13 protein-coding genes and 1 pseudogene are annotated in these 24,207 nt (G+C 46.4%); all 14 read left to right on the forward strand.

Annotated features, from left to right (window positions below):
• Positions 1 to 66: 66 nt before the first annotated feature.
• Positions 67 to 840: pseudogene (locus tag I2H39_RS20175) on the forward strand (VirD4-like conjugal transfer protein, CD1115 family); the annotation flags it as partial.
• Positions 841 to 1,119: 279 nt separating this feature from the next.
• Positions 1,120 to 1,335 carry a Maff2 family mobile element protein gene (locus I2H39_RS20180; RefSeq protein WP_002584833.1) on the forward strand — a complete coding sequence of 72 codons (216 nt, stop codon included), beginning with the start codon at positions 1,120 to 1,122 and terminating at the stop codon, positions 1,333 to 1,335.
• Positions 1,336 to 1,348: 13 nt separating this feature from the next.
• Positions 1,349 to 2,221 (forward strand): VirB6/TrbL-like conjugal transfer protein, CD1112 family, encoded by an 873-nt coding sequence (locus I2H39_RS20185; RefSeq protein ID WP_195627374.1) that lies wholly within the window; start codon positions 1,349 to 1,351, stop codon positions 2,219 to 2,221.
• Between the two features lie 50 nt (positions 2,222 to 2,271).
• Positions 2,272 to 2,679 carry a PrgI family protein gene (locus I2H39_RS20190; RefSeq protein ID WP_195627375.1) on the forward strand — a complete coding sequence of 136 codons (408 nt, stop codon included), beginning with the start codon at positions 2,272 to 2,274 and terminating at the stop codon, positions 2,677 to 2,679.
• Positions 2,627 to 5,125 (forward strand): VirB4-like conjugal transfer ATPase, CD1110 family, encoded by a 2,499-nt coding sequence (locus I2H39_RS20195; RefSeq protein WP_195627376.1) that lies wholly within the window; start codon positions 2,627 to 2,629, stop codon positions 5,123 to 5,125. Before I2H39_RS20190 ends, I2H39_RS20195 begins: the two co-directional genes overlap by 53 nt.
• Entirely contained in the window at positions 5,125 to 7,896 is a 2,772-nt protein-coding gene (locus I2H39_RS20200) for a CD1108 family mobile element protein (protein ID WP_195627377.1), read from the forward strand. The genes I2H39_RS20195 and I2H39_RS20200 overlap by 1 nt, the downstream gene beginning before the upstream one ends.
• 182 nt (positions 7,897 to 8,078) lie before the next feature.
• Positions 8,079 to 8,870: a hypothetical protein gene (locus I2H39_RS20205; protein WP_227146982.1), complete on the forward strand. Its 792-nt coding sequence runs from the start codon at positions 8,079 to 8,081 to the stop codon at positions 8,868 to 8,870.
• On the forward strand, positions 8,828 to 9,127 hold the full coding sequence (locus I2H39_RS20210; protein ID WP_347708596.1) for a cell envelope biogenesis protein TolA: 300 nt from the start codon (positions 8,828 to 8,830) through the stop codon (positions 9,125 to 9,127). The genes I2H39_RS20205 and I2H39_RS20210 overlap by 43 nt, the downstream gene beginning before the upstream one ends.
• On the forward strand, positions 9,105 to 10,736 hold the full coding sequence (locus I2H39_RS20215) for a CD1107 family mobile element protein (RefSeq protein WP_195627380.1): 1,632 nt from the start codon (positions 9,105 to 9,107) through the stop codon (positions 10,734 to 10,736). The genes I2H39_RS20210 and I2H39_RS20215 overlap by 23 nt, the downstream gene beginning before the upstream one ends.
• Complete coding sequence (locus I2H39_RS20220; RefSeq protein WP_195627381.1) at positions 10,737 to 12,857, forward strand: type IA DNA topoisomerase; 2,121 nt, start codon at positions 10,737 to 10,739, stop codon at positions 12,855 to 12,857. It begins immediately after the preceding gene.
• A 14-nt stretch (positions 12,858 to 12,871) separates the two neighbouring features.
• Complete coding sequence (locus I2H39_RS20225) at positions 12,872 to 13,207, forward strand: helix-turn-helix transcriptional regulator (RefSeq protein ID WP_195627382.1); 336 nt, start codon at positions 12,872 to 12,874, stop codon at positions 13,205 to 13,207.
• A 157-nt stretch (positions 13,208 to 13,364) separates the two neighbouring features.
• Positions 13,365 to 14,822: a hypothetical protein gene (locus I2H39_RS20230; RefSeq protein ID WP_195627383.1), complete on the forward strand. Its 1,458-nt coding sequence runs from the start codon at positions 13,365 to 13,367 to the stop codon at positions 14,820 to 14,822.
• 1,142 nt (positions 14,823 to 15,964) lie between these two features.
• Positions 15,965 to 16,267 (forward strand): TnpV protein, encoded by a 303-nt coding sequence (locus tag I2H39_RS29305; protein WP_319638392.1) that lies wholly within the window; start codon positions 15,965 to 15,967, stop codon positions 16,265 to 16,267.
• A gap of 1,304 nt (positions 16,268 to 17,571) precedes the next feature.
• The gene (locus I2H39_RS20235; protein WP_347708599.1) at positions 17,572 to 24,111 is read left to right on the forward strand and encodes a DUF3849 domain-containing protein; all 6,540 of its coding nucleotides are present in this window, start codon (positions 17,572 to 17,574) and stop codon (positions 24,109 to 24,111) included.
• Positions 24,112 to 24,207 lie beyond the last annotated feature (96 nt).

A 24,207-nucleotide genomic window follows, 5' to 3' on the forward strand; every position in this document is an offset into this window, starting at 1 on the left:
GTGAGCTGAAAGGTTCATGCCCGGTTTAGGGCGGGGGAAAATCCGGAGATAACATCAAAGGATTACCTATCGCTATTCAAGGAGCTGCGTGACCTGACAAGCTATGACGAGTTGGGACTTGATATGTTAGGAGATGAAAAGACAGCGTTGTTTGTCATTATCTCCGATACGGACGATACATTTAACTTCATTGTATCAATCATGTACACGCAGCTTTTTAACCTGCTCTGTGACAGGGCAGACGATGTGTATCATGGAAGGCTGCCTGTCCATGTACGCTGCTTACTCGATGAGTTTGCGAACATTGGGCAGATACCAAAGTTTGAGAAGCTGATCGCTACAATCCGCAGCCGGGAAATATCAGCTTCCATTATTTTGCAGTCGAAGTCGCAGCTTAAAGCGATTTATAAGGATAACGCCGACACCATTGAAGGGAATTGTGATACCACCTTATTCCTCGGAGGGAAGGAAAAGACCACCTTAAAAGAGATGGCGGAAATTCTGGGTAAAGAAACAATAGACCTTTACAATACCTCGGATACAAGGGGTACGTCGCAGTCCTACGGTCTGAACTACCAAAAGACCGGGAAAGAGCTTATGAGCCAAGACGAGATTGCGGTTATGGACGGGGGCAGGTGTATCATGCAGCTTAGAGGGGTAAGACCATTCTTCTCCAATAAGTTTGACATCACGAAGCACAAGCAGTACAAGCTCCTGTCCGATTATGACGAGAAGAACGCCTTAGACATCGAAAAATATGTGAAGAACCTGTGCAAAGCAAAAGTTAGGGACAATGACACCGTTGATGAGGTGGAGGATGCGGGCGTTCTTGAAGCATGACAACTGAATACTGAAAAACTGAATATGGAACCCGTCAACCAGTCACAGAACTTTTGGACAAAAAGTCCAGAAGTGGAAAGGAGTTTTGAATGTACTTGGGAAAGGACAAAAACAAAGCACCCGGCACAGCCAATCGCCAAACTGAATGTACCGGATGCCCGCAGGGTTCTTCCCAAAGGATTGCCCTGTCTTTATCTTACCATAAGGCAGGGCATTTTACACGAAAAACTCTTTCAGAAACCAGACAAAACATTTGATGAGAAAGAAAGAGGTAGAACAATGGCATTTTTTACAACAGCGGTAACAGGATTAAAGACAGTCGTAACAGCAATCGGCGCAGGCGTGGGCGTATGGGGCGTCATCAATCTGCTTGAGGGATATGGAAATGATAATCCGGGTGCAAAATCACAGGGCATTAAACAGCTTATGAGTGGCGGGGGCATTATCATTGTGGCGCAGACGGTGATTCCACAGCTTTCCACACTGTTCTCATAAGAGATAACCCTTCATGGGCGGAATCATTGACAAAATCACTGATTTCATAAAGGAAATGCTTCAGGGGTGGGTGCTTGACAACCTCGGCACGATGTTTACCGACGTCAATGACAAGGTAGGCACGATTGCCGGGGAAGTCAGCAAGACACCAAGTACATGGAACTCCGGCATATTCAGCATGGTAAGGACGCTGTCGGAGAATGTGGTAATCCCCATAGCAGGGCTGATTATCAGTTTCGTGCTGATTTATGAGCTTATCACAATGGTAATAGACAAAAACAATATGCATGACTTCGATACAAGCCTGTTCTTCCGTTTTTTATTTAAGGCTTGCATCGCTGTCATGCTGCTTTCCAAGACTTTTGATATTGTCATGGCGGTATTTGACGTTGGAAGCCATGTAGTGACGCAGGCGGCATCTTCCATATCAGGCTCAACAAGCCTTGATGTGGAAGCAACGCTTACTTCCATGTTCAACAGCCAGATTGACACAATGGGCATCGGGGAGCTGATCGGTTTAGGTCTGGAAACTATGGTAATCAGCCTGTGTATGAAAATCATGTCCGTCCTCATCACCGTCATTTTATACGGGCGCATGATTGAAATATACCTTTATGTATCGGTAGCGCCAATCCCGGCAGCGACAGTTACCAACCGGGAATGGGGTACAATCGGGACAAACTATTTAAAAGGGCTTGTCGCACTGGCGTTTCAGGGATTTTTTATCATGGTATGCGTGGCGATTTATGCTGTGCTGGTGGCAGGCGTCGCAGTGGCGGGCAATCTGCACAGCGCATTATGGTCGGTAGCGGCATATACCGTAATCCTCTGTTTCAGCTTATTCAAGACAGGCTCTTTAAGCAAATCAATTTTCAATGCCCACTAAGCGCAAAAGGCTGTGCTTGGCGGGCATTGCCCACGAAAGGAGCAAAATTTATGGCAATTTCAGTACCAGTGCCAAAAGACCTGAGTGGAATCAAGACAAAAGTAGCATTGAACCTTACCAAAAGGCAGATTATCTGTTTTTCGGGAGCTGCCCTTGTGGGTGTTCCTTTATATTTCCTCATAAAAGGGGTATTAGGCACACAGGGAGCGGCGCTTATCATGGTGGGCGCAATGCTGCCATTCTTCTTTTTGGCAATGTATGAAAAAGACGGTTTCCCGGCAGAGAAGATTTTATACTTCATGCTCCGGCAGAAGGTACTCACGCCGGGAATCAGACCGTATAAATCGGAAAACCTCTATGAGCAGTTGGAGGAACGGGAAAAAATCAGGAAGGAGGTATGTTTCCTTGAAGAAAAAGCAAAAGGCGGCAGTGGGAAAGCCAAAGCCGCAGAAAAATAGGCAGACACCGGAAAAGGCAGGACTGACTTTTTCGGAAAAGAAACGTCTGACGGAGCTTAGGCGTGTCCTTGCCGGGAATAGCAAAGAACAGGCGAAGCCGGACACCGCACAGAAGACCATTACATTCAAAAAAATGTACCGGGACGGCATCTGTCAGGTGGCGGACACTTATTATACAAAAATGGTGGAATTTTTTGATATTAACTATGATTTACTGGAGGTGGAGGATCAGGCTGATATTCTGGAGGAATACAGCAAGCTGATTAACTATTTTGATCCGTCCATAAGATTCCAGTTGTTCTTATTCAACAGGCAGGTCAGCGAGCAGGCGCTTGCGGAGCAGTTCGACACTCCCCTGCAGGACGATGATTTTAATGATATTCGTGAGGAATACACGCAGATGTTAAAGCACCAGTCGGCAAAGGGAAACAATGGCATCATCAAGTCGAAGTACATTATTTTCGGCGTGGAAAGCACAGGCATCAAAGAAGCAAGGAGCAAGTTAAGCAACATTGAGAAAGATGTGGTACACAATTTAAACAACATCGGCACAAACGCCAGAGGTCTTGACGGGAAGGAAAGGCTCCGTATCTTACATGAGTATTTTAATCAGGGTACGATGGAGCCTTTCCGCTTTTCATTTAAGGAGCTGTCAGAGTCCGGGAAGTCAGTTAAAGATTATATTGCGCCGCCGGGGTTTGATTTCCGTTATCCGAGCCGCTTCAAGTCCGGCAGCATTTACGGGAGCGTGTCTTACCTTGACATGATTGCGCCCAAGTTTACGGACGAGATGATTAAGAAATTGCTGGATATTGATGATAACCTTACCCTTACCATGCACATGCAGACCATTGATCCGGTGGAAGCAATCAAGATGATAAAACGTGCGCTTACCGACATTCAGAAAATGAAGATTGAGGAACAGAAAAAGGCAGTCCGGAGCGGTTACGATATGGATATTCTGCCGACTGACATCGTGACGTATGAGAAGGACACTCTGGAACTGCTTGACGATTTGAACACAAGCAACCAGAAACTTATCAAAATGACATTTCTGATTACCTGTTACGGGAGGACAAAGAGGGAGCTTGAAAACCTGACGCAGAGGGTGTCCGGTATTATCCAGCAGGCAAACTGTAATTTACGGTGTTTGCAGTATTTACAGGAGCAAGGGCTTATGGCAAGTGCGCCGATTGGGTGTAATGACGTGGGGATTGAAAGGAACCTTACCACAAAAAGCACTGCTGTCCTTGTACCGTTCTGCACACAGGAGCTTTTCATGCCCGCACCTGCTATTTATTACGGTCTGAACGCACTTTCCAATAACATGATTATGGCAGACCGGAAAAGGCTTCGTACACCGAACGGAGTTATTTTGGGAACACCGGGAAGCGGTAAGTCTTTTTCTGCAAAGAGAGAGATTTTGTCCTGTTTCCTTATCACAAAGGACGATATTATTGTCTGCGATCCGGAAGGCGAGTATTTCCCTCTGGTGCAGGCGCTTCATGGGCAGGTGGTAAGGCTTGCCACCAATTCAAAGGATTATCTGAACCCGATGGACATTCAGCTTTCCCATAAAGGGGATAAGGAAGCGTTGAAGCTAAAGAGTGACTTCCTGATTACGCTGTGTGATTTGATTGCCGGAGGGAAGGACGGTCTGGAAAATGATGAGAAGGGCATTATTGACACCTGCATCAAGCATATCTATGACGGGTATTTCAAGCACCCGAAGCCGGAGAATATGCCCATACTGGAAGATTTGTATAATGCGCTGTTAAAGTATGAGCCGAGGGATGTTGCGCCGGAGATGCAGAGGGAAGCGAAGCAGAAGGCGGTTCGGATTGCCAACAGCCTTGTACTGTATGTGCATGGCTCACAGAATTATTTTAACCACAGAACGAATGTGGACGCAAACAACCGGATCATGTGTTTTGACATTCGTGACTTGGGAAACCAGTTAAAAGAGATTGGGATGCTGATTGTGCAGGATGCGGTCTGGAACAGGGTGTCGCAGAACCGGGAGCGCAAAGTTGCCACAAGGTACTACTGTGATGAGTTCCATTTGCTTTTGAAAGAAAAGCAGACAGCTATCTATTCGGTGGAGATTTGGAAACGATTCAGGAAATGGGGCGGAATCCCGACAGGTTTGACGCAGAACGTGGGCGATTTTTTGAAATCGGAAGAAATCGAGGGCATCTTGGGGAACAGCGATTTTGTATATCTGCTGAACCAGAACGCCAAAGACCAGCATATCTTGGCGGATAAGTTAGGATTGTCGGAGAAACAGCTCATGCACGTCACTAATTCTGAACCGGGAAGCGGTCTGATACTGTTTGACAATGTGGTTATCCCATTCGTGGATAAATACCCGGCTAATACAAAAACTTTTGCGATTATGAACACAAAACCGGAGGAATCCGTAACGAAGGAAGATGAGGAAGGTTAATGGCAGAAAAGAAAGGGAAGAAAAAACAGGATACCGCCTACCGTAAAGAAGTAAATGCGGAGTTCCGTAAGGGAGCTGAGAATGTCTTTACAGGTGGCGGCAGTGCTGCCTATCAGCCGAGGGATGCCGATACCAAGAAGCCGGGGCATGGTTCAGCCGGGAAAAGGCAGGCGGAAAAGGTTACGCAGGCGCATCAGGAAACTTTTGGACAAAAAGTCCAGAAGTCCGGGAACGGGCAGTTACAGGAAAATCAAACTTTTTCGGTACATAAGGGCGTGGATTCCCAAAAGGGAGATACCAGACAGCGGGAATCGAACCATGCTTCAAAAGCCAAAGCGAAAAAGCAGATGTACCAGACCACTTCTGGACAAAAAGTCCAAAAGTCCGATGCGAAGCCGGGGCAGGAAGAAAAGCCTGATTTTGTCAGGGAAAGCAGTGGATTTGTCGGGCAGGACAATTTCAGCCAGCCGGAGGAAATGGAGAAAAAACAGCCGGATACGGAAGATTACCACCGGAGGGATACTTACAGGCAGTCGCAGAAAAAAGGGAAATACCATAAAAAACGGGTACAAAAGGAACACCGGGTAAAAAGCGAAACAAAGGAAAAAACGGAAAATAAAACCTTTACCGAAGAATCTTTTGCGGAGAATACCGGAAATCTGTTTCAGGGGGAAGGAGGCTCTGAATTTACAGGCAGTAAAAAACTGCAAAAGAAACAGCGGCAGGCAGGGAAAGCCGGGAAGAAGGTACAGAAGGCAAGGGCAAAGCTGCCAAAGACAAGGGAATACACCTTGCAGAGAGTATTTGACGAGAAAACCGGGAAGGGAAAATATGTGGTTGTCCCTCTGGATAAGGAGAAACCCTTCAAACAGGAGGGCATACCGAAAACCACCATGCGCCGGGTGCAGAATGAGAGCCGGAATTTTGTGCATGGGAAGATCGCTGAAACGGAGAAAGAAAATTCAGCGGTGGAGGGCGCACACAAATCGGAGCAGAAAGGGGAAGAACTGTTTTCTTTCGTCAAAAGGCAGATAAAAGGAAAAGAGCAGAAACAACGGGCGAAGGTGGTAAAGCTGGAAAAAAAGCAGTTTAAAAAGGAAGTCAATTTCCAGTACCAGAAATTTTTGGAGGAAAACCCGCAGATGCAGAAAAAGGCGTTGCAGAAGCGGTTACAGAAACAGCGCATCAAGCGGGAGTACATCAAGGCTAGGAAGAAAGCGGCATCTGCCAAAACAGCGGAGCAGGCATTTGAAAAGACGAAAAATGGAGCGGTTACTGTGGCAAGAAAGTTACAGGAGTTTGCAAGGAAAAATGCCGGCTTGCTTGTGACGGTGGGCATCATGGCTCTGCTCCTTATGATGATTATGGTTTCCGTATCGTCCTGTGGGGCGATGTTTGCGGATACGCAGTCAACAATTTTAGCGGCGAGCTATTTAAGCAAGCCGAAGGAGATTGACGCCGCTGATTTGCAGCTTACCCGTCTGGAGCTTGACCTGCAGAAAGAGATTGACCGGGTGGAAACAGACAATCCGGGGTATGATGAATATTCCTATAATCTTGGCGCAATCGGGCATAACCCGTTTACCCTTATCAGCTATTTATCCGCAGTCCATACAGAGTTTACCGCAAGCGGGGTGGAAAGTGAAATACAGGCTCTTTTTGACGAGATGTATACGCTGACACTCACGCCGGATACGGAAACGAGGACAAGGACGGTCACAAAGACTGGAACAAGGACAGTCACCGATCCAGTTACCGGAGAAGAAACAGAGGAAGAATATGAGTACGAGGAGGAAGAAGAATACGAGGTCAGTATCCTCAGAGTGACACTTACGGTCATACCGTTAGAGAGCCTTGTTTCCGGGAAAATGGATACCGAACAGGCGGAGATTTTTGCCATGTATGGGGAAACGAACGGTCTGCTTCAGGAGTTTGCTTCGCCGCTTAACCTCTACTGGTATTATTATGTGTCAAGCTATTACGGATACCGGAAAAACGAGGTCACAGGGAATGAGGAATTTCACCGGGGCGTGGATATAGCAGTCCCGACAGGCACAACCGTATATGCAGCGCATGACGGTACGGTAACAGCGGCGGCATACGACAGCCATTATGGGAATTATGTAGCGATTGAGATAGACGGTTATACAACCAAGTATGCCCACATGGACAGCTTAAGCGTGAGTGCGGGGCAGACAGTGGAAAAAGGGGCGGTCATCGGGACAACGGGCAATACCGGGAGCAGTACAGGAAGCCATTTGCATATCGAATGTTTATATAACGGGGAGTATTACAACCCGCTATTTTATTTTGATGTGGGCGAAGGCACACTGTACGGGGAAACACCGGGCGGACTGCCGGGGAACGCCATACCACCGGATGCCTACGATGATGCATCGGTGCAGGCTCTTATGGAGGAAGCCGCAAAATATTTAGGATTCCCGTATGTGTGGGGCGGTTCAAGCCCTTCCACAAGTTTTGACTGTTCTGGTTTTGTCTGCTGGGTATTTACCAACAGCGGAGTACACAACCTTCCACGAACCACCGCACAGGGGATTTATGACCAGTGTACGCCTGTTTCCGCATCGGACGCAAAGGCAGGGGATATTATATTCTTTACCGGGACTTACAATTCAGCCGGGGCGGTGAGCCATGTGGGGATTTACTGCGGCAATGGTACAATGATACACTGCGGCGATCCGATCAGTTACGCAAGCATCAATTCCCCGTACTGGCAGAGCCATTTTTATGCGTTTGGCAGGCTTAACTGACAATAAAGTGATATAGCAATTTCATAACTAAAAAAGGAGAGTGATACTATTAAAATCGGATTGATTGATGGGACAGTCACAATTTCCCCAATTTGTGTCTGATGAAATTGTCTGCCTATCATAAGGCGAGGGGCGATACGGTGGAATGGCATGATGGGAGGAAACATTATGACCTTGTATATATGAGCCGGGTGTTTACAGATAGTTATTCAAAGGATTATTCTGGCACAATCCATGCTGACCACATTATAAGGGGCGGCACTGGGTATGGACTTGAAAACTATCTGCCGGAAGAAGTAGAGCATACATATCCAGATTACGCATTATACCCGAAATTTGCGGGAACAGCATACGGTTTTCTGTCAAGAGAGTGTCCTCGTGGATGCGGTTTTTGCATTGTAGGGGATAAAGAGGGGCGCAGGACAAAAGCGGTTGCTGACCTAGCCGAGTTCTGGAATGGGGAAAGGGAAATAAAGCTGCTTGATGCGAATCTGTTAGCCTGTCCGGATTGGGAACGGTTATTACAACAGCTTGTGCAAAGTGGCGCAATGGTGGACTTTACACAGGGGCTTGATGTGCGCTTGATTACTCCGGAGAAAGTGGAGATGCTGAATAAAGTGAAAACAAAAATGCTGCACTTTGCTTGGGATAATCCGGAAGATGACCTGACAGGGTATTTTAAAAGATTTTCAGAGCTTACAACTGTGAATGATTACCGGAAAAGACGGGTGTATGTGCTGACAAACTATAACAGCAGCCACGAACAGGATTTGTATAGGATATATACTCTGCGGGATATGGGTTTTGATCCTTATGTGATGGTATATGAAAAACCCACCGCACCGCCTGTTACCAGAAAACTGCAAAGATGGGTAAATAACAAATGGCTTTTCAGAGCTGTACTGGATTTTAATGATTTTGATCCCGCCGGATGGGAAAAACGGAAAAAACAGAAGGAAGTGAGGAATTTATGACAAAGGAACGCATTGAAAAGGAGCTTACCAAAGTGCGGGCGCAGCTTGAAACATTACAGGCGAAGCAGAAGGATTTGGAAGAACAGAAGCGCATGGCGGAAAGAGCCGAAAAAATGGATATTATGGAAAAGCATAAAATCTCGTCCGAGAAGCTGCAATTACTCATTAAATTCAGCGAGGACGAGATTTTGAAGTTATTGGAAGAAAAAGAAAACGCAAAGGAGATGTCAGGAAATGAAGAAAAAGTTATCAGTTAGGGCAGTGGCGTCGCTGCTGTTATCGGCATTATTGTTCTGTATGCCCATAGGGGTGGTTATGGCGAACAGTGGGAATACGGTAGACGCTTATGCGGAGGAAAGCAGTACCGAAGGGGAAACAGAGGAAAGCACCGGAACAGAGGGCAGCAAAGAAGCGGAGGAAAGCACTGAAACAGAACCCGGTGAGAGCGGCAGCGAATCAGAAGAAGAAACGGAGGGCGGAACGGTATCGGGGAATGAGATTCCAAAGCCGGAATGTACTTGTAAAGAAAAATGCTCGCAGTATTCCATTGACAAAGATTGTGAAGCCTGCAAGGAAGATTACAGCTTATGTGAATATGTGAACCCGAATATTAAAATCACGATCTCCACTCCGTCCGGGTGGCACAATGACACCACAAAGGTACATATCTCCATAGAAGATGTGGCACATTCCGGCAATTTCACCATAAAGACCGTACAGGCAAAAGTCGCACAGAATGGGAGCTGGACGGACATCACAGAGGATATGTATGTGAAGATTTCGGAGAATACCACCGTCTATGTGCTTGTGACAGACCAGAGGGGCAAGACCTATGAGAAAAACCGCTACATTAAATGTTTTGATTTCACAAAGCCTACCCTAAACGCTGCGGTCAGTGACGGTCTGTTAAGCGTACAGGCGCATGATACGGATTCCGGCATCAAGGCGGTGTATGTGAATGGGTACGAATTTACGGAGCTTACAAACGGTGTCTTAAATATCCGCCTGCAGCAGTTTGACGCAGGTTATCAGTATTTTACCATTTCCGCTATGGACAATGCCGGGAATATGTCAGAGGTCTATAAAACAGCCAACCCGTATTACACCGATCCGGAAAAGGAGGACAGCGGTGAGAAGAACCCGGCAGAGCAGCTCCCGGTCAATGCACAGGCAACCAAGCCTTCCTCTGCCACCGCACAGGTAACGGAGCATACCAAAACGGACAGTGACGGGAATACCGTATCAGAATTAAGCCCGGCTGAACAGAAAAAACAGGCAATGGCGGAAGCGGCTGCATCGGAGGAAAAGGAAGAATCCGGGGAGAAGGAAAAAAGCGAAACCGGGAAGGAATTTTATACAATCCAGACCGCATCGGAAAAAGTGTTCTACCTTATCATTGACCGGGACGGGGAGGAAGAAATGGTGTACTTCCTGACGGAAGTTACGGAAAATGACCTTTTAAACGTGACAGCGGACAACAGCGAAACCTTACCGAAAAATTCCGCTGCTCTGGAATCTGCAATCCCTGTGCCGGAGGGCGCACTGCCTAATAACAACGGGGAACAGGAAACAGAAGAAGAACTTACAGAAGAACCAGACGGGGACGGGGAAGAAAATACCGAAGAACCTGAACCAGAGCCGGAGAAAGCAGAAGAAAACCCGATGGCAACCTATATCATTCTTGGAATTGTGGCAGTTATCGCTATCGGCGGCGGCTATTATTTCAAGGTAGTCCGGAAAAAGAAAGAGGAATTTCTTGACGAGGACGATGATGAGGAGGACGAGGAAGAAGAATACGAAGATGACGAGGAAAATGAGGACAGCGAGGATGATTTTTTCGAGGATAAAGAAGGGGAGGACGAATAAATGCAGTTAGTGATAACGGAAAAACCAAGTGTTGCGAGAAGCATTTCAGAGGTAATCGGCGCAACGGAAATCAGTGACGGATATATGGAAGGGAACGGTTATGTTGTGAGCTGGTGCGTGGGGCATCTGGTGGAGCTGGCACAGCCGGAAAGCTACGGGGAGCAGTGGAAGAAATGGACGTATGAGAGCCTTCCCGTAAAGCCGGAAAAATGGCAGTATGAGGTCAAGCCGGACACGAAAGCGCAGTATGACGTGCTTTGCCAGTTGATGCACAGGAAAGATGTCACCGCCACAATCTGTGCCACTGACGCCGGGCGGGAGGGCGAGCTTATCTTCCGTCTGGTGTATGAAATGGCAGGCTGTGACAAGCCGATCAAACGCCTGTGGATTTCCTCAATGGAGGAAAGCGCAATCCGGGAAGGGTTTGAGAATTTACAGCCGGGGAGCGATTACGATAATTTATACCATTCCGCACTGTGTAGGCAGGAAGCGGACTGGCTTGTGGGCATCAACGGTACAAGGCTGTTCACTGTTTTGTATGGCGGGAAAGTCCTGAAGGTGGGCAGGGTACAGACACCTACCCTTGCGATGCTGGTGGACAGGGAAGCAAAGATTATGAATTTCCAGAAGGAAAAATATTACATGGCGCATATCCTGATGGATGGGATGGATGCCGCCACCGGGCGCATTGATGATAAAAAGAAAGCAGATGAGATTGCGGGAGCTTGCCGGAACGGGCAGGCTCTTACCACGTCTGTTGTGAAAGAGGAAAAGACAGTCATGCCGCCGAAGCTCTATGACCTCACTACGCTCCAGAGGGATGCGAACCGCCTGTTTGGGTTTACCGCAAAGCAGACCTTAGAGTACACACAGAGCCTTTATGAGAAAAAGTTAGCCACATATCCGAGGACGGACAGCCAGTTTTTATCTGACGATATGGGGCAGACCGCAGAGGGTGTAATCGAAGCGGTGTTCCATTCCCTGATATTTGAGGAAAATAAGGCTCCCAGACCGGATATAAAGAGGATTCTGAACAGTAAAAAGGTGACAGACCACCACGCCATTATCCCCACAATGGAGATTGCGAAAGCTGACCTTGCAGCACTGCCGGAAACGGAGCGTAAAATCTTATCTCTGGTTGCGAACCGCCTTTTATGCGCCACCGGGGAGAAGCATCTGTATGAAACAGTCAAGGCGGAGTTTTCCTGTAACGAACACACCTTTAGTGTTTCCGGGAAGTCTGTCACGCATAACGGGTGGAAGTCTTTTGAAGATGCCTTTAAGCGTTCCTTTAAAATCTCCGGGAATCAGGAGGAAGAAAAAGAGGAAAAGAAGCTGCCGGAACTGTCGGACGGACAGGCATTTGACGGTGTGCAGACGAAAATCAGCGAGCATTTCACTTCCCCGCCGAAGCATTTTACAGAAGATTTGTTATTATCGGCAATGGAACGTGCCGGGGCGGAAGATATGGGCGATGATGTGGAACGGAAAGGCTTGGGTACGCCTGCGACAAGGGCGGACATCATTGAAAAGCTGGTAAAGGACGGTTTTGTAAAGCGTGAGAAAAAACAGATCATACCCACTGAGGACGGATTGAAGCTGATTACAGTCCTGCCGGATGTTGTGAAATCCCCGAAACTTACTGCCGATTGGGAAAATGCCCTGACACTGGTAGCAAAAGGGGAGCTTCCAATGGAGGACTTCATGGCAGATATTGAAAACATGGTGTCGGAGCTGATACACACCTACCATGAAGTCAATGACGCACAGAAAAAGATGTTCGCACAGGAACAGACAGTGCTTGGGACGTGTCCGAACTGCGGCGGTCAGGTGGTAAAGGGTAAATTCGGTGCGTATTGTGTGAAGAAGTGTGGCATGAACGTGAGCCGGGTAATGGGAGCTGCCCTTACCGACACGCAGGTAAAGGATTTGCTTGCCGGGAAGAAAATCCTGTTAAAAGGGTTAAAGAGCAAGGCGGGCAAGCCTTATGATGCCTATATCATTCCGAGCGGGACGGAGGAATACCACTATACCAAAGACGGGGAAGAAAAAAGCGGGGTACAGTTTAAATTTGTCATAGAATTTCCAAAAAAGAAATCTTCCGGTGGGAAGAAAAAATAAAGGGAGGAAAAGATATGTTTACAACAGGAGATAAGTTATTAAATATGATGAAAGAGGAAGAAGTCAGCATTATGGAGCTTTCCAGAATGTCAGGAGTGCCGGAGAGGACAATCATGGATATTCTGGCGGGCATCAGAGAGCCGGAGCTTGGTGTGGTATGCAGGATTGCGGACGGACTTGGCATCTGTGTCCATGAGCTTCGTGCCGATGAGGAACAGTATGCAATATCTGTACAGAAAGATACCCTTGCAAAGCTGATTGTAGTCAGCGAGATTAACGGTGTGGAACTGGAGGAACTGATACATACCATTCTGGAAAAAGGCATTGAGGAACATGGTTTCTATGAGTAATGCCGGTAATTAGTAGAAAATGGGTTGCGGGATACATAAAGTATCCTGCAACTATAATGTGAGAAATTACAAGAAAAAATTGAGTTACAACTGATAGAATGATATAATTCCTATGATATGCTAGTTAAAAACAGATATAGTAAGTATGGGAGGATATATGTTAGAAGGATTTTTGAATGGTCTTGAGGAAAGCGAAATTCGTTTTATTTCAGAGAACCATGAGAATTTTAAAGTTATAGTAGATGAAGAACATTTTTTTCGTTTGCAGAATGAAATAATAGAAAAGGATATTGTTGAGGGGTATCTTTTTAACAATCGTAATTTTAAAATGTTTGGATGTATATATAATGGACGAAGTATTTCATGTAAAGGATACATTTACTCAAGCAGTAATAATCCTCCAGACGATCTTTCTATATTTGACAGAATTATGTTTACTGGAAAACCAATAGATATATTTGCGGGTGGTAGTGCTAATGTGATGAAGCCAATTAAGGACGGGGTAGATTGGAATGAGCGCTTATATGCAAAAGAGCCTCGATATTGGAATGAAATAAATACAAGATATTCGGCAAAGGTTAATGGAATTTGGTGTGAGGTAGGAATTGATTATACTATTTATTACAATGATAGGTGGGGAGAACGTAATATAGGTACTTGTACACCACGATTTTATATTGATTTTAAAGAATCGGCTGGAATTGAAATAATACCGGATTGTTATTTATGGGTATTTGATTTTATGAAATTTTTGAGTTTCCGCCGAAATATTAAATTTGATGAAATTAAGATATATAAGAAAAATATAGAGAAAAAATTTGAAAAAACGGGGATTGTTCATTTCAGAACGATAGATAGAGGGGAGTATACAAATATAGATAGAAATACAATCCTTACAAGAGATATTGGTGATAAATTCGGAGAACTTTTTCAATACATTGCAGAAAGGCGTCAAAGGGATACTTCGGATGAGTTGTTTGTTCCAGATAATGATAGGGAATATAAGGAAGTAAGCCATACGAGTTTTTTGGAATGTGCTTTAAGTTTTGAAGGAGAATATGACCGTACACAGGAAACAAAAACAGAAACTAATACAGAGTTCCAGCAAATAAAACAGTTGGCAAATGATGTTGTAATAAATGAATCATGTAAATTAGTTCATCAGGATGAAAGTGATGATTTAAGAGAGGAATTATTGGAATACATTAAAAACCGCTTTCAAAGTGATGCAGAAGAATTAAAAGAGCAACAGACATCGAGAAAAAAGAAGGACAAAATTGTAAAATATGCGAAAAAATTATTAGATGATCTTGATAAAATTGATTTCTCTTTAGAAGAACAATTCAATAATGTATTAAAGAAATACGCAGATGTTCTAAATGATTATAAGAAAATGTTAGCATTACGAATGAAAATCAGTCTTGAGGGAAATATCAATTTAGGTCAGACATTTTCCAAGATGAGAAATGAAATAGGACATGGACACCCGAAGGACTTAGATGATATTCACGCTTATACATATCAATTAGCTAGATGTATGATATATGTTATGATTTTGGATAATACGGGCATTTCACACGATGCAATAAAGCGTATAATTCATAAGATTTTTTAGGAAATGGAGATAAGACAGAAATGCACTTAGGAGGAATCTTAGGTGCTTTTCTTATTTGAAATTGAGGAAAGGAGCAGATAAGAATTGAATAAAGTTTACCGTCACTGGTGGCAATGGCTTATGAACGAACCATAGCCGCCTTTTTTATTGCCCAAAAACAATAAACAGGAAATGGAGGTTTACCATGAGAAAATATGACTTAATTTCCGCACTTTCCGCAGAAACGTCAAAGGAAGTGGCGAGGAATGAAGAAAGCTGGAAGAAATATCTGAACACAGCATCAAGGCTCTACAAATACCCGTTCAAAGACCAGCTCCTTATCTATGCCCAAAGACCGGATGCCACAGCCTGCGCTTCCATAGAGATATGGAATGACAAAATGCACTGTTGGGTAAACAAAGGGGCAAAGGGTATTGCCCTGATTGATGAAGAAGGAAGTCCTTACACCGGACTGCGGTATGTCTTTGACATATCGGACGTGCATAAGGCAAGGCGTATCGGGCGTTTCCCGCAGCTATGGGAAATGAAAGAGGAACATCAGGAAGCGGTGCTTGACCGTCTGGAAGGGATTTACGGGGATACCAACAAAGAAGCCGGGTTTACGGACAGGATCAGGGAGATTGCTGCCCGGATTGCACAGGATTGTTATGGGGAGCTTGCTTCGGATATGGAATATCTGAAAGAGGGAAGTTTTCTGGAGGAACTGGACGAACTGAATGTTGCTGTGCGTGTCCGGGAAACGCTGGCAGACAGTATCGCTTACATGGTCTTAAAGCGGTGCGGCATGGATGATGCGGAGCTGGCAGAGGAAATCCAGTTCCCTTATATCCATGAATTTAATACGGTGGAAACCCTGTCGCATATTGGGGACAGCATATCCGATTTATCCAAGCCTGTCCTTATGGAAATCGGGAAGGCAATCGGGGCGTATGACAGAGCGTATGCCAGAAATGAAGCATCGAAAAATTTAGTTGAAAAAGGACTTGCAAATACCGCTGACACACGCTATAATGCTTTAAAGCGTGAAAGTGAAACGCAAGACGTACAATCTACCACACAGACCGGAAATGCCGGGGAAAGGGGAAATAATGATGAATCTGACCTACGAGAAAAACGGGGATTATCTGATACCGATGTTACAGATGGACGAGCAGCCGGAGGGGACGCTGACGAAGTACGGACTGATGAGGAAGAATTACTTGCAGGAACACAAGAAGGGAATCTACACCGGACTTCTGCTGAAAGGGAAGCTGAAAGAGCATCTTCTGACTATTCAGGAACAGGCAGAACAGAGGATGGAATTGCTGACAGCGCAGATGGCGAAAGCGGAGGGCGTGACGGAGGAACTGAAAGCCACCAATCAGATGAAATGGGTGGGGATGATGAACAACATCAGGCACTCAGCGGAGGAAATCGTGCTGAAAGAGCTGATATACAGCCTGTAAATGAGGAAGAAATAACTGAAAATAGGGAACTGTCAGAGCCGGGTAATGAAGAAAACACATTATCCGGCTTTTCTTTGTCCGGGGAGGAAATCATTAATAGGCATTGGGCAGAGATAGAAAAAGGCATTTTGCAGTTTGATGAGTTTATGGAGCATAAATGCCCGGATATTGCCGGAGTAATGCTTTTTGAGCCGGATAAGGATAAGCAGACGGAATATATTAAAAACAGCTACAGGCATGGAGAATATACAGAGTTTTATGTTGGGGAGGAAAGAGCCGGGTACAGGGCAGATGAAAACGGCATGACGCTTTGGAGCGGAACATATCTGAACCGGAAAGCAGAAGCAGTTGTATCATGGGAAACTGTGAGGGACAGCATCGCCTTTTACATGGAGAAAGGCGAATATCTGAAAGAGGGGCAGATACCGCAGTGGGAGGAACCAGAGCCAAAGGAAACGGAAGTTTACCAACAGCTTAGTCTTTTCCCAAGTATCGAGGAGCAGATCGGCACGATTGAAGCGGCGCAGGCAGGAGAGAAATACATCATGCCCGCCGCTTTTTCCCTGCCCAAAGAACAGCTTGAAGCCATTTTGCGTACAGGCGGCGGACGGGATAATAACAGAAGCCGCATTTATGCCAAGTACCAGCAGGGCAAGACGCCGGAGGAAATGGCGGAGTTTTTGAAAAACGAATACCGGACTACCGGGAAAGGTTTTGATTTTGGGAACAATCCTATTTCTGTCTGGTTCAGTGAATCCGGCATGAGCATCGGCTACGGGATGTCTGCAAAGGAAAACCCGGTTGCGGTGATGGACTGGCAGGAAGTGGAGGGCATTGTTCGGTCTATGGTGGAGAATGGCACTTATATGGGCGCTAATGAAGTGTTCCTTGTGGACGCAGTGGAGCGGCAGAGGGTGTCAAATGACCTGTTCAATTTCTTCCGGGACGGTATCGGGGAAGTGCCGGAGAACATACCCATAAAGAATTATAACCACCCGGAAAGCATCACGAACCTTTGTGAGCTTTTATCCACGCAGGAAGGGCGGGATATTGTTTCCGGGGAGCTTTCCAAAGCGAAAGAACAGCTTGAAGCCGGGGAAAAGCAGATAAAGTGGCGATATGTGAAAAGACCGGAGCATTTGCTTTCAGAGATTGCAGATTTAAGTGTGGAAAAAAGAGAATATCCGGCACAGGACAGTGTGGAGGTGCGGAATGAGGATTTTATCACACAGGACGAGATAGACACCCGGCTGACAGGGGGCAGCGGCTTTCATCATGGGCATTTCCGGATTTATGAGTATTTCATGGAGGGGCATGATAAAAAAGATAATATTGCGTTCCTTAAAAATGAATATGGCACAGGCGGCAGTTCCCACGCACTGATCGGGAGCGATAAAGGGCATGAAGACCATGACGCAAAGGGTATCCGTTTGGAAAAGGGCGGTTATGGAAACCCATACGCAAAAGTCCTTTTGAAGTGGAATGTGGTGGAGAAACGCATCAGGGAGCTTGTAAAAGCGGATAAATACCTTTCGCCAAAGGGCAAGGAAGCCTATGCACAGTATAAAAAAGAGCAGGCGGAGGAAGCCATGCGCCGGGAACAGGAAAAGCTGGAGCATGGTATCCGGGTAGAGTGCAAAAATGCCATAGAACAGGCAATTGCGGAAAAATTTGACGGTTATACACTTCCGAGGGATACCGCCGAGGGCGTTATCAGGCAGTACGGGAAGGAGCGTGTAGAGCTTGTCCTTGCTAACACAATCACGCATTTATCCCATGACGGGCGGTTTTCACCGAACAATAAGGAATGGGCAAAAAGTCTTGTGCCTTCCGCTGACTGGCAGACAAGAGATTATATCGTCACTTCCCACCCGGCTGTACTGGACGGTTTTACCAATCAGGCAAGACGGTACATAGAGCGTGACAGGGAGCCGGAGAAGGCGGCTGTACCAGAACGGGAAGTAGGAACTTCCGGGGAAAAGGCACAAAATCCTGAACCGGAAAACAAAATCAGTGACAGTGAGAAAGCACTGATTGAAAGGCTTGCGGAGATGTCTGCTGTGGTAAAAATCTGCGGTGCGCTGTCCATGAAAGATGTGGTCGGCTGGAATGAGGATACCGGGGAGGTTGCCATTGAGGATGCCGACAGGCGGTTAGAGGGAAAAGCGGTTTATGATGCTTTGTTTTTAGAAGCCGCCGATTATGTCCTGATGCAGTCATTAAGCGGCAATACAGAAAAAGCGGTGGAGATGGACGCTCTGCTGAAGGAAGCACAGAAATATGCGGCACGTTATGAGAATGAGCCGGCACAGCAGAGGGAAGAAAAAGCTGCGGAGAAAATTTCAAGAACAGAGCCGGAAAGTTTATCTGAAGAACCGGAGCAGGAAACAGCAGAACGCTTTACTGTTACAGAAACAACAGATGCCTTTACAGAGCCTTATGCGATATGGGATAACGAAACGCAGGATTATTATGTGGCGGGCGATGGCACAGTGCCTACATTTACTGCGATAGAGGAAGCGGATATTTTCTGCGGTAAACTCAACGGAGATTTACAAGGAAAAGATTTATCAACAGAGGATTTACCGGATACAGAAACAGTTTCAGGAACAAAGGAGGTTTCTGGAAAAGAAGATGATTTCCCAGACATTGATGCACAGGCAGTCCGGGAGCATTTGGAAAAAGCAGGCATTGTGGACGGACAGCTTGTAGATGAAAACGCCTTAGAGAACGATCCGTTTATCAGGCAGGTCATGGGTGACGTGGAAGCACTGGCAGGGGAATCAGAGGAAGAATCGGAAAAAGCATCAGAAAAAGAGCCGGAGATTGATAAGTCTGGAGCAGTAAATTATCATATTTCTTTTAATGAAGCCGAAAACACCGGGAAAGGGTTTGCGCCGAAAGAGAAATTCCGCCAGAATATAGAAGCCATACGCACCCTTGAAAAGATTGAGGGCGAACACCGTACCGCCACACCGGAAGAACAGGAGATTTTAGCAAAATATGTAGGGTGGGGCGGTCTTGCCGATGCTTTTGATTCTTCCAAAGCGAATTGGGCGAATGAATATCAGGAATTAAAGAGCCTGTTATCCCCGGAGGAATACGCTTCCGCAAGGGAAAGCACATTAAATGCCCATTATACAAGCCCTGTGATTATTCAGGCAATCTATGACGCAGTGGGGAAAATGGGATTTACCAGAGGGAACGTGTTAGATCCCGCCGCAGGGATAGGGAATTTCTATGGCTGTCTGCCGGAGGGGATGAAGGAAAGCAGGCTGTACGGGGCGGAGCTTGACGGGTTGACCGGGCGGATTGCAAAACAGCTTTACCCTCATGCGGATATTAAAATAACAGGCTTTGAGAATACCAGTTATCCCAATGACTTTTTTGATGTTGCGGTGGGAAATGTGCCTTTCGGACAGTATAAAGTGTCTGACAGGCAGTATGACAAGCACAATTTCCTTATCCATGACTATTTTTTTGCAAAGACACTGGATAAGGTCAGACCGGGCGGCATTGTCGCTTTCGTCACTTCAAAGGGGACAATGGATAAGAAAAACCCGGAAGTGCGGAAATACCTTGCACAGCGGGCGGAACTTTTGGGGGCAGTCAGGCTCCCGAATACAGCCTTTAAGGAAAATGCGGGTACGGAGGTCACTTCGGATATTCTGTTTTTAAAGAAGCGTGACCGGGTAATGGATATAGAGCCGGACTGGGTGCATCTGACGGAAAAAGACGGTATTGTGATGAACCAGTATTTTTCAGACCACCCGGAGATGGTATTGGGAAAAATGGAGATGGTTTCCGGGGCGCATGGCATGGAAAGCGCCTGCCTGCCGGACGCTTCCCTTCCCTTGTCGGCACAGCTTAAAAATGCGCTTTCCCATGTGGAGGGCAGCATCGAGCAGGCGGATTTTAACGAAATTGACGATGAACTGGCAAAGGAGAACATACCCGCCGATCCGGACGTGAAGAATTACAGCTATACGGTGGTGGACGATACCGTATATTACCGGGAAAATTCCATTATGAAGCCTGTGGACGTGTCGGAAAAGGCAGAGCAGAGGATTAAGGGCATGGTGGCAATCCGGGACTGCACACAGGAGCTGATAAATTTCCAGTTGGAAGAATACCCGGAAGATATGATTCAAAACAAGCAGACGGAGTTAAACCAGCTATACGATGATTTCTCCAAGAAATTCGGTCTTATCAGCTCACAAACCAATAAAAGGGCGTTCAATCAGGATTCCAGTTACTGCCTGTTATGCTCCCTTGAAAGACTGGACGATGAGGGGAACTTCATCGGCAAGGCGGATATGTTCACGAAGCGAACCATTAAAAAGCAGGAGGTTGTGACAAGCGTGGACACAGCCAGTGAAGCGCTGGCGGTATCGCTGAGTGAAAAGGCGGGTGTGGACTTAGCTTATATGTCACAGCTTGCGGGTAAAAGTGAGGAAGAAATTACAAAGGAGCTTGCGGGGGTAATCTTCCAGAACCCGGTGACAGAAGAATGGGAAACCGCAGACGAGTATTTAAGCGGGAATGTGCGGGAGAAGCTGTCAGTGGCAAGAACCTTTGCGGAGAACCACCCGGAATATGCCATTAACGTAACTTCATTGGAGGGCGTACAGCCGAAGGAGCTTGACGCATCGGAGATTGAGGTGCGGATCGGCGCAACATGGATTTCCACAAAATATATTGAGGATTTCATGCGTGAAACCTTTGAAACGCCGGAATACCTGTTTGACCGTAAGGCAATGGGCGTACAGTATTCCAATGTGACCGGGCAGTGGAACGTGAAGGGGAAAAATGCGGACAGGGGAAATGCCCTTGTCAACATGACCTATGGCACAAGCCGGGCAAATGCTTACAGGATTTTGGAAGATTCCCTGAACCTTCGTGACACCCGTATTTTTGATGTGGTGACGGAGGACGGGAAAGAAAAGAGAGTTCTCAATAAAAAGGAAACCATGCTTGCAAGCCAGAAACAGGAAGCGATACGGGAAGCCTTTAAGGATTGGGTATTTCGTGATCCGGAGCGCAGGCAGGACTTATGTGCAAAGTATAACGAGCTTTTCAATTCCACCAGACCGAGGGAATATGACGGTTCACACTTAAAATTCCCCGGCATGACACCGGACATCATACTAAGACCGCACCAGCTTAACGCTGTGGCGCATCAGCTATACGGGGATAATACGCTGCTTGCCCACTGTGTAGGGGCAGGAAAGACCTTTGAAATGATTGCTGCAGCAATGGAGAGCAAGCGGTTAGGACTGTGCCAAAAGAGCTTATTTGTTGTGCCGAACCATTTGACAGAACAGTGGGCAAGCGATTTCCTGCGCCTGTATCCGGGTGCTAATATTTTAGCTGCCACGAAGAAAGACTTTGAACCGGCGAACCGGAAAAAATTTTGTTCAAGGATTGCAACAGGCGATTATGATGCTGTGATTATCGGTCACAGTCAATTTGAGAAAATCCCGCTTTCCACTGAAAGACAGATGGCGATGATTGAAAGGCAGATAGCAGAGATTGAAATGGCAATCGAAGCCTTGAAAGCAGAGAATGGGGAGCGTTACTCCATTAAGCAGATGGAGAAAACAAAAAAATCGCTGAATACGAGGTTGAGCCGCTTAAATGATGCAAGCCGGAAAGATAATGTAGTGACCTTTGAACAGTTGGGCGTAGATAAGCTGTTTGTAGATGAAAGCCATAACTATAAGAATCTCTTTTTATACACAAAAATGCGGAATGTGGCGGGCATCGCACAGTCGGAAGCACAGAAATCTTCTGATATGTTCGCAAAATGCCAGTATATGGATGAACTGACCGGAGGGAAGGGCATCACATTTGCAACAGGTACGCCAATTTCTAACAGCATGACAGAGTTATACACGAATATGCGCTATCTCCAGTACAATACCTTGCAGCGTTTAGGTTTGGGGCATTTCGACAGTTGGGCGGCATCGTTCGGGGAAACGCAGACAGCCATAGAGCTTGCGCCGGAAGGTACAGGCTACCGGGCGAAAACAAGGTTTGCTAAGTTTTTCAACTTGCCGGAGCTGATTGCACTGTTTAAAGAGAGCGCCGACATTCAGACACCGGATATGTTAAAGCTGCCTGTGCCGGAAGCGGATTATGAAAATATTGTGTTAAAGCCGAGCGAATACCAACAGGACATGGTACATTCCCTTGCAGACAGGGCGGAAGCGGTCAGGGATAGGAAAGTGCAGCCGAACATCGACAATATGCTCAAGATAACCAACGATGGAAGAAAGCTGGCGTTAGACCAGCGGCTTATAAATGCTATGCTCCCGGATGAAGAAAATTCCAAAGCTACAACCTGTGTGGAGAAGGCGTTTGAAATATGGGAGCAGACCAAAGAGCAGAAGTCGGCGCAGCTTATCTTCTGTGATTTATCTATACCGAAAGGAGATGGTACATTTAATGTATATGAGGACATCAGGGATAAGCTCATGGCGAAGGGAGTGCCGGAGAATGAAATCGCCTTTATCCATGATGCCAATACGGAAACAAGGAAAGCGGAGCTGTTCGCAAAAGTAAGGAGCGGGCAGGTTCGTTTTTTATTAGGCTCAACCGCAAAAATGGGAGCCGGAACCAATGTGCAGGATCGGCTTATCGCTTTGCACCACCTTGATGTGCCTTGGCGTCCTTCCGACATTGAGCAGCAGGAAGGCAGGATTTTAAGGCAGGGCAACATGAATGACAAGGTAAAGATTTTCCGGTATGTGACGGAAGGCACATTCGATTCGTACAGTTGGCAGCTCATTGAAAATAAGCAGAAATTTATCGGGCAGATTATGACGAGCAAATCTCCGGTGCGGAGCTGTGAGGACATAGACGAAGCGGCGCTCACTTATGCGGAGGTGAAGGCTCTTGCAACCGGTAATCCCTATATTAAGGAAAAGATGGATTTAGATATTCAGGTATCGAAGCTAAAACTGTTAAAGGCGAACCATACCAGCCAGAAGTACCGTTTGGAGGACAATATCGTGAAGCATTACCCGATACAGATTGCTTCCATGAAAGAACGCCTTGCGGGGTATCGTGCCGATATTCAGACCTATACACAGAATAAGTTCCCGGATAAAGATACCTTTTCTATAAAAATCGGGAACCGGGTATATACGGACAAAAAAGAAGCCGGGGCAGCACTGATTGATATGTGCCGGAGCGCAAAACAGCCGAATATGGCGGTCACAATCGGGGAATATCAGGGATTCAAAATGAGTGTTTCCTATGATTCGTTCTTTTCCAAGTTTACGGTCAATTTGAAAGGCAGCATCAGTCATGAGGTGGAAATCGGCGCTGATCCGTTAGGGAATTTGCAGAGGTTAAGCAACGCCTTAGAGGGCATGGGTAAGAGAATGGAAGAAGTGGCGCAGAAACTGGAAAACGTGGAGCATCAGCTTGAAACCGCAAAAGTGGAGGTTACAAAGCCATTCCCGCAGGAAGCGGAGCTTGCGGAGAAACTGGAACGCCTGACGGAATTAAATGCCCTGTTGAACATGGATGAAAAGGGCGGCGATGGGATTGATATGGACGATGAACCGGGGAATGACGGGGAACAGGAGGAAATGGATACAGAGGAAATGGGGCATGATGCGGAAGCTGTGGCGGATGCGCCTTTTAAGCCGCAGATTAACCGGGCGGTATCGGAAAAAGTAGCGGAGCATGGGAAAGGGCAGATGTTATCAGACAGTCCGAGAGGGCGCATTTCCGTAAAAGAAAAACTTGCCGAGATGCGGCAGAAGGCTTATGGACAGAAAATGCCGGAAAAGCCGGAGATTCAGAAAAGCAAGGGAAAAGAAGAAACTTTATAACATTTAGAACAGGCAGCCATAAAAAGCTGCCTGTTCCCATTTTACAGACAGGAGGACAACATGAACAAGCATACAATCAGTGATTTATACCAGATG

The sequence above is a fragment of the Clostridium sp. 1001283B150225_161107_B6 genome (assembly GCF_015556325.1).
Classification (GTDB): Bacteria; Bacillota; Clostridia; order Lachnospirales; family Lachnospiraceae; genus Enterocloster.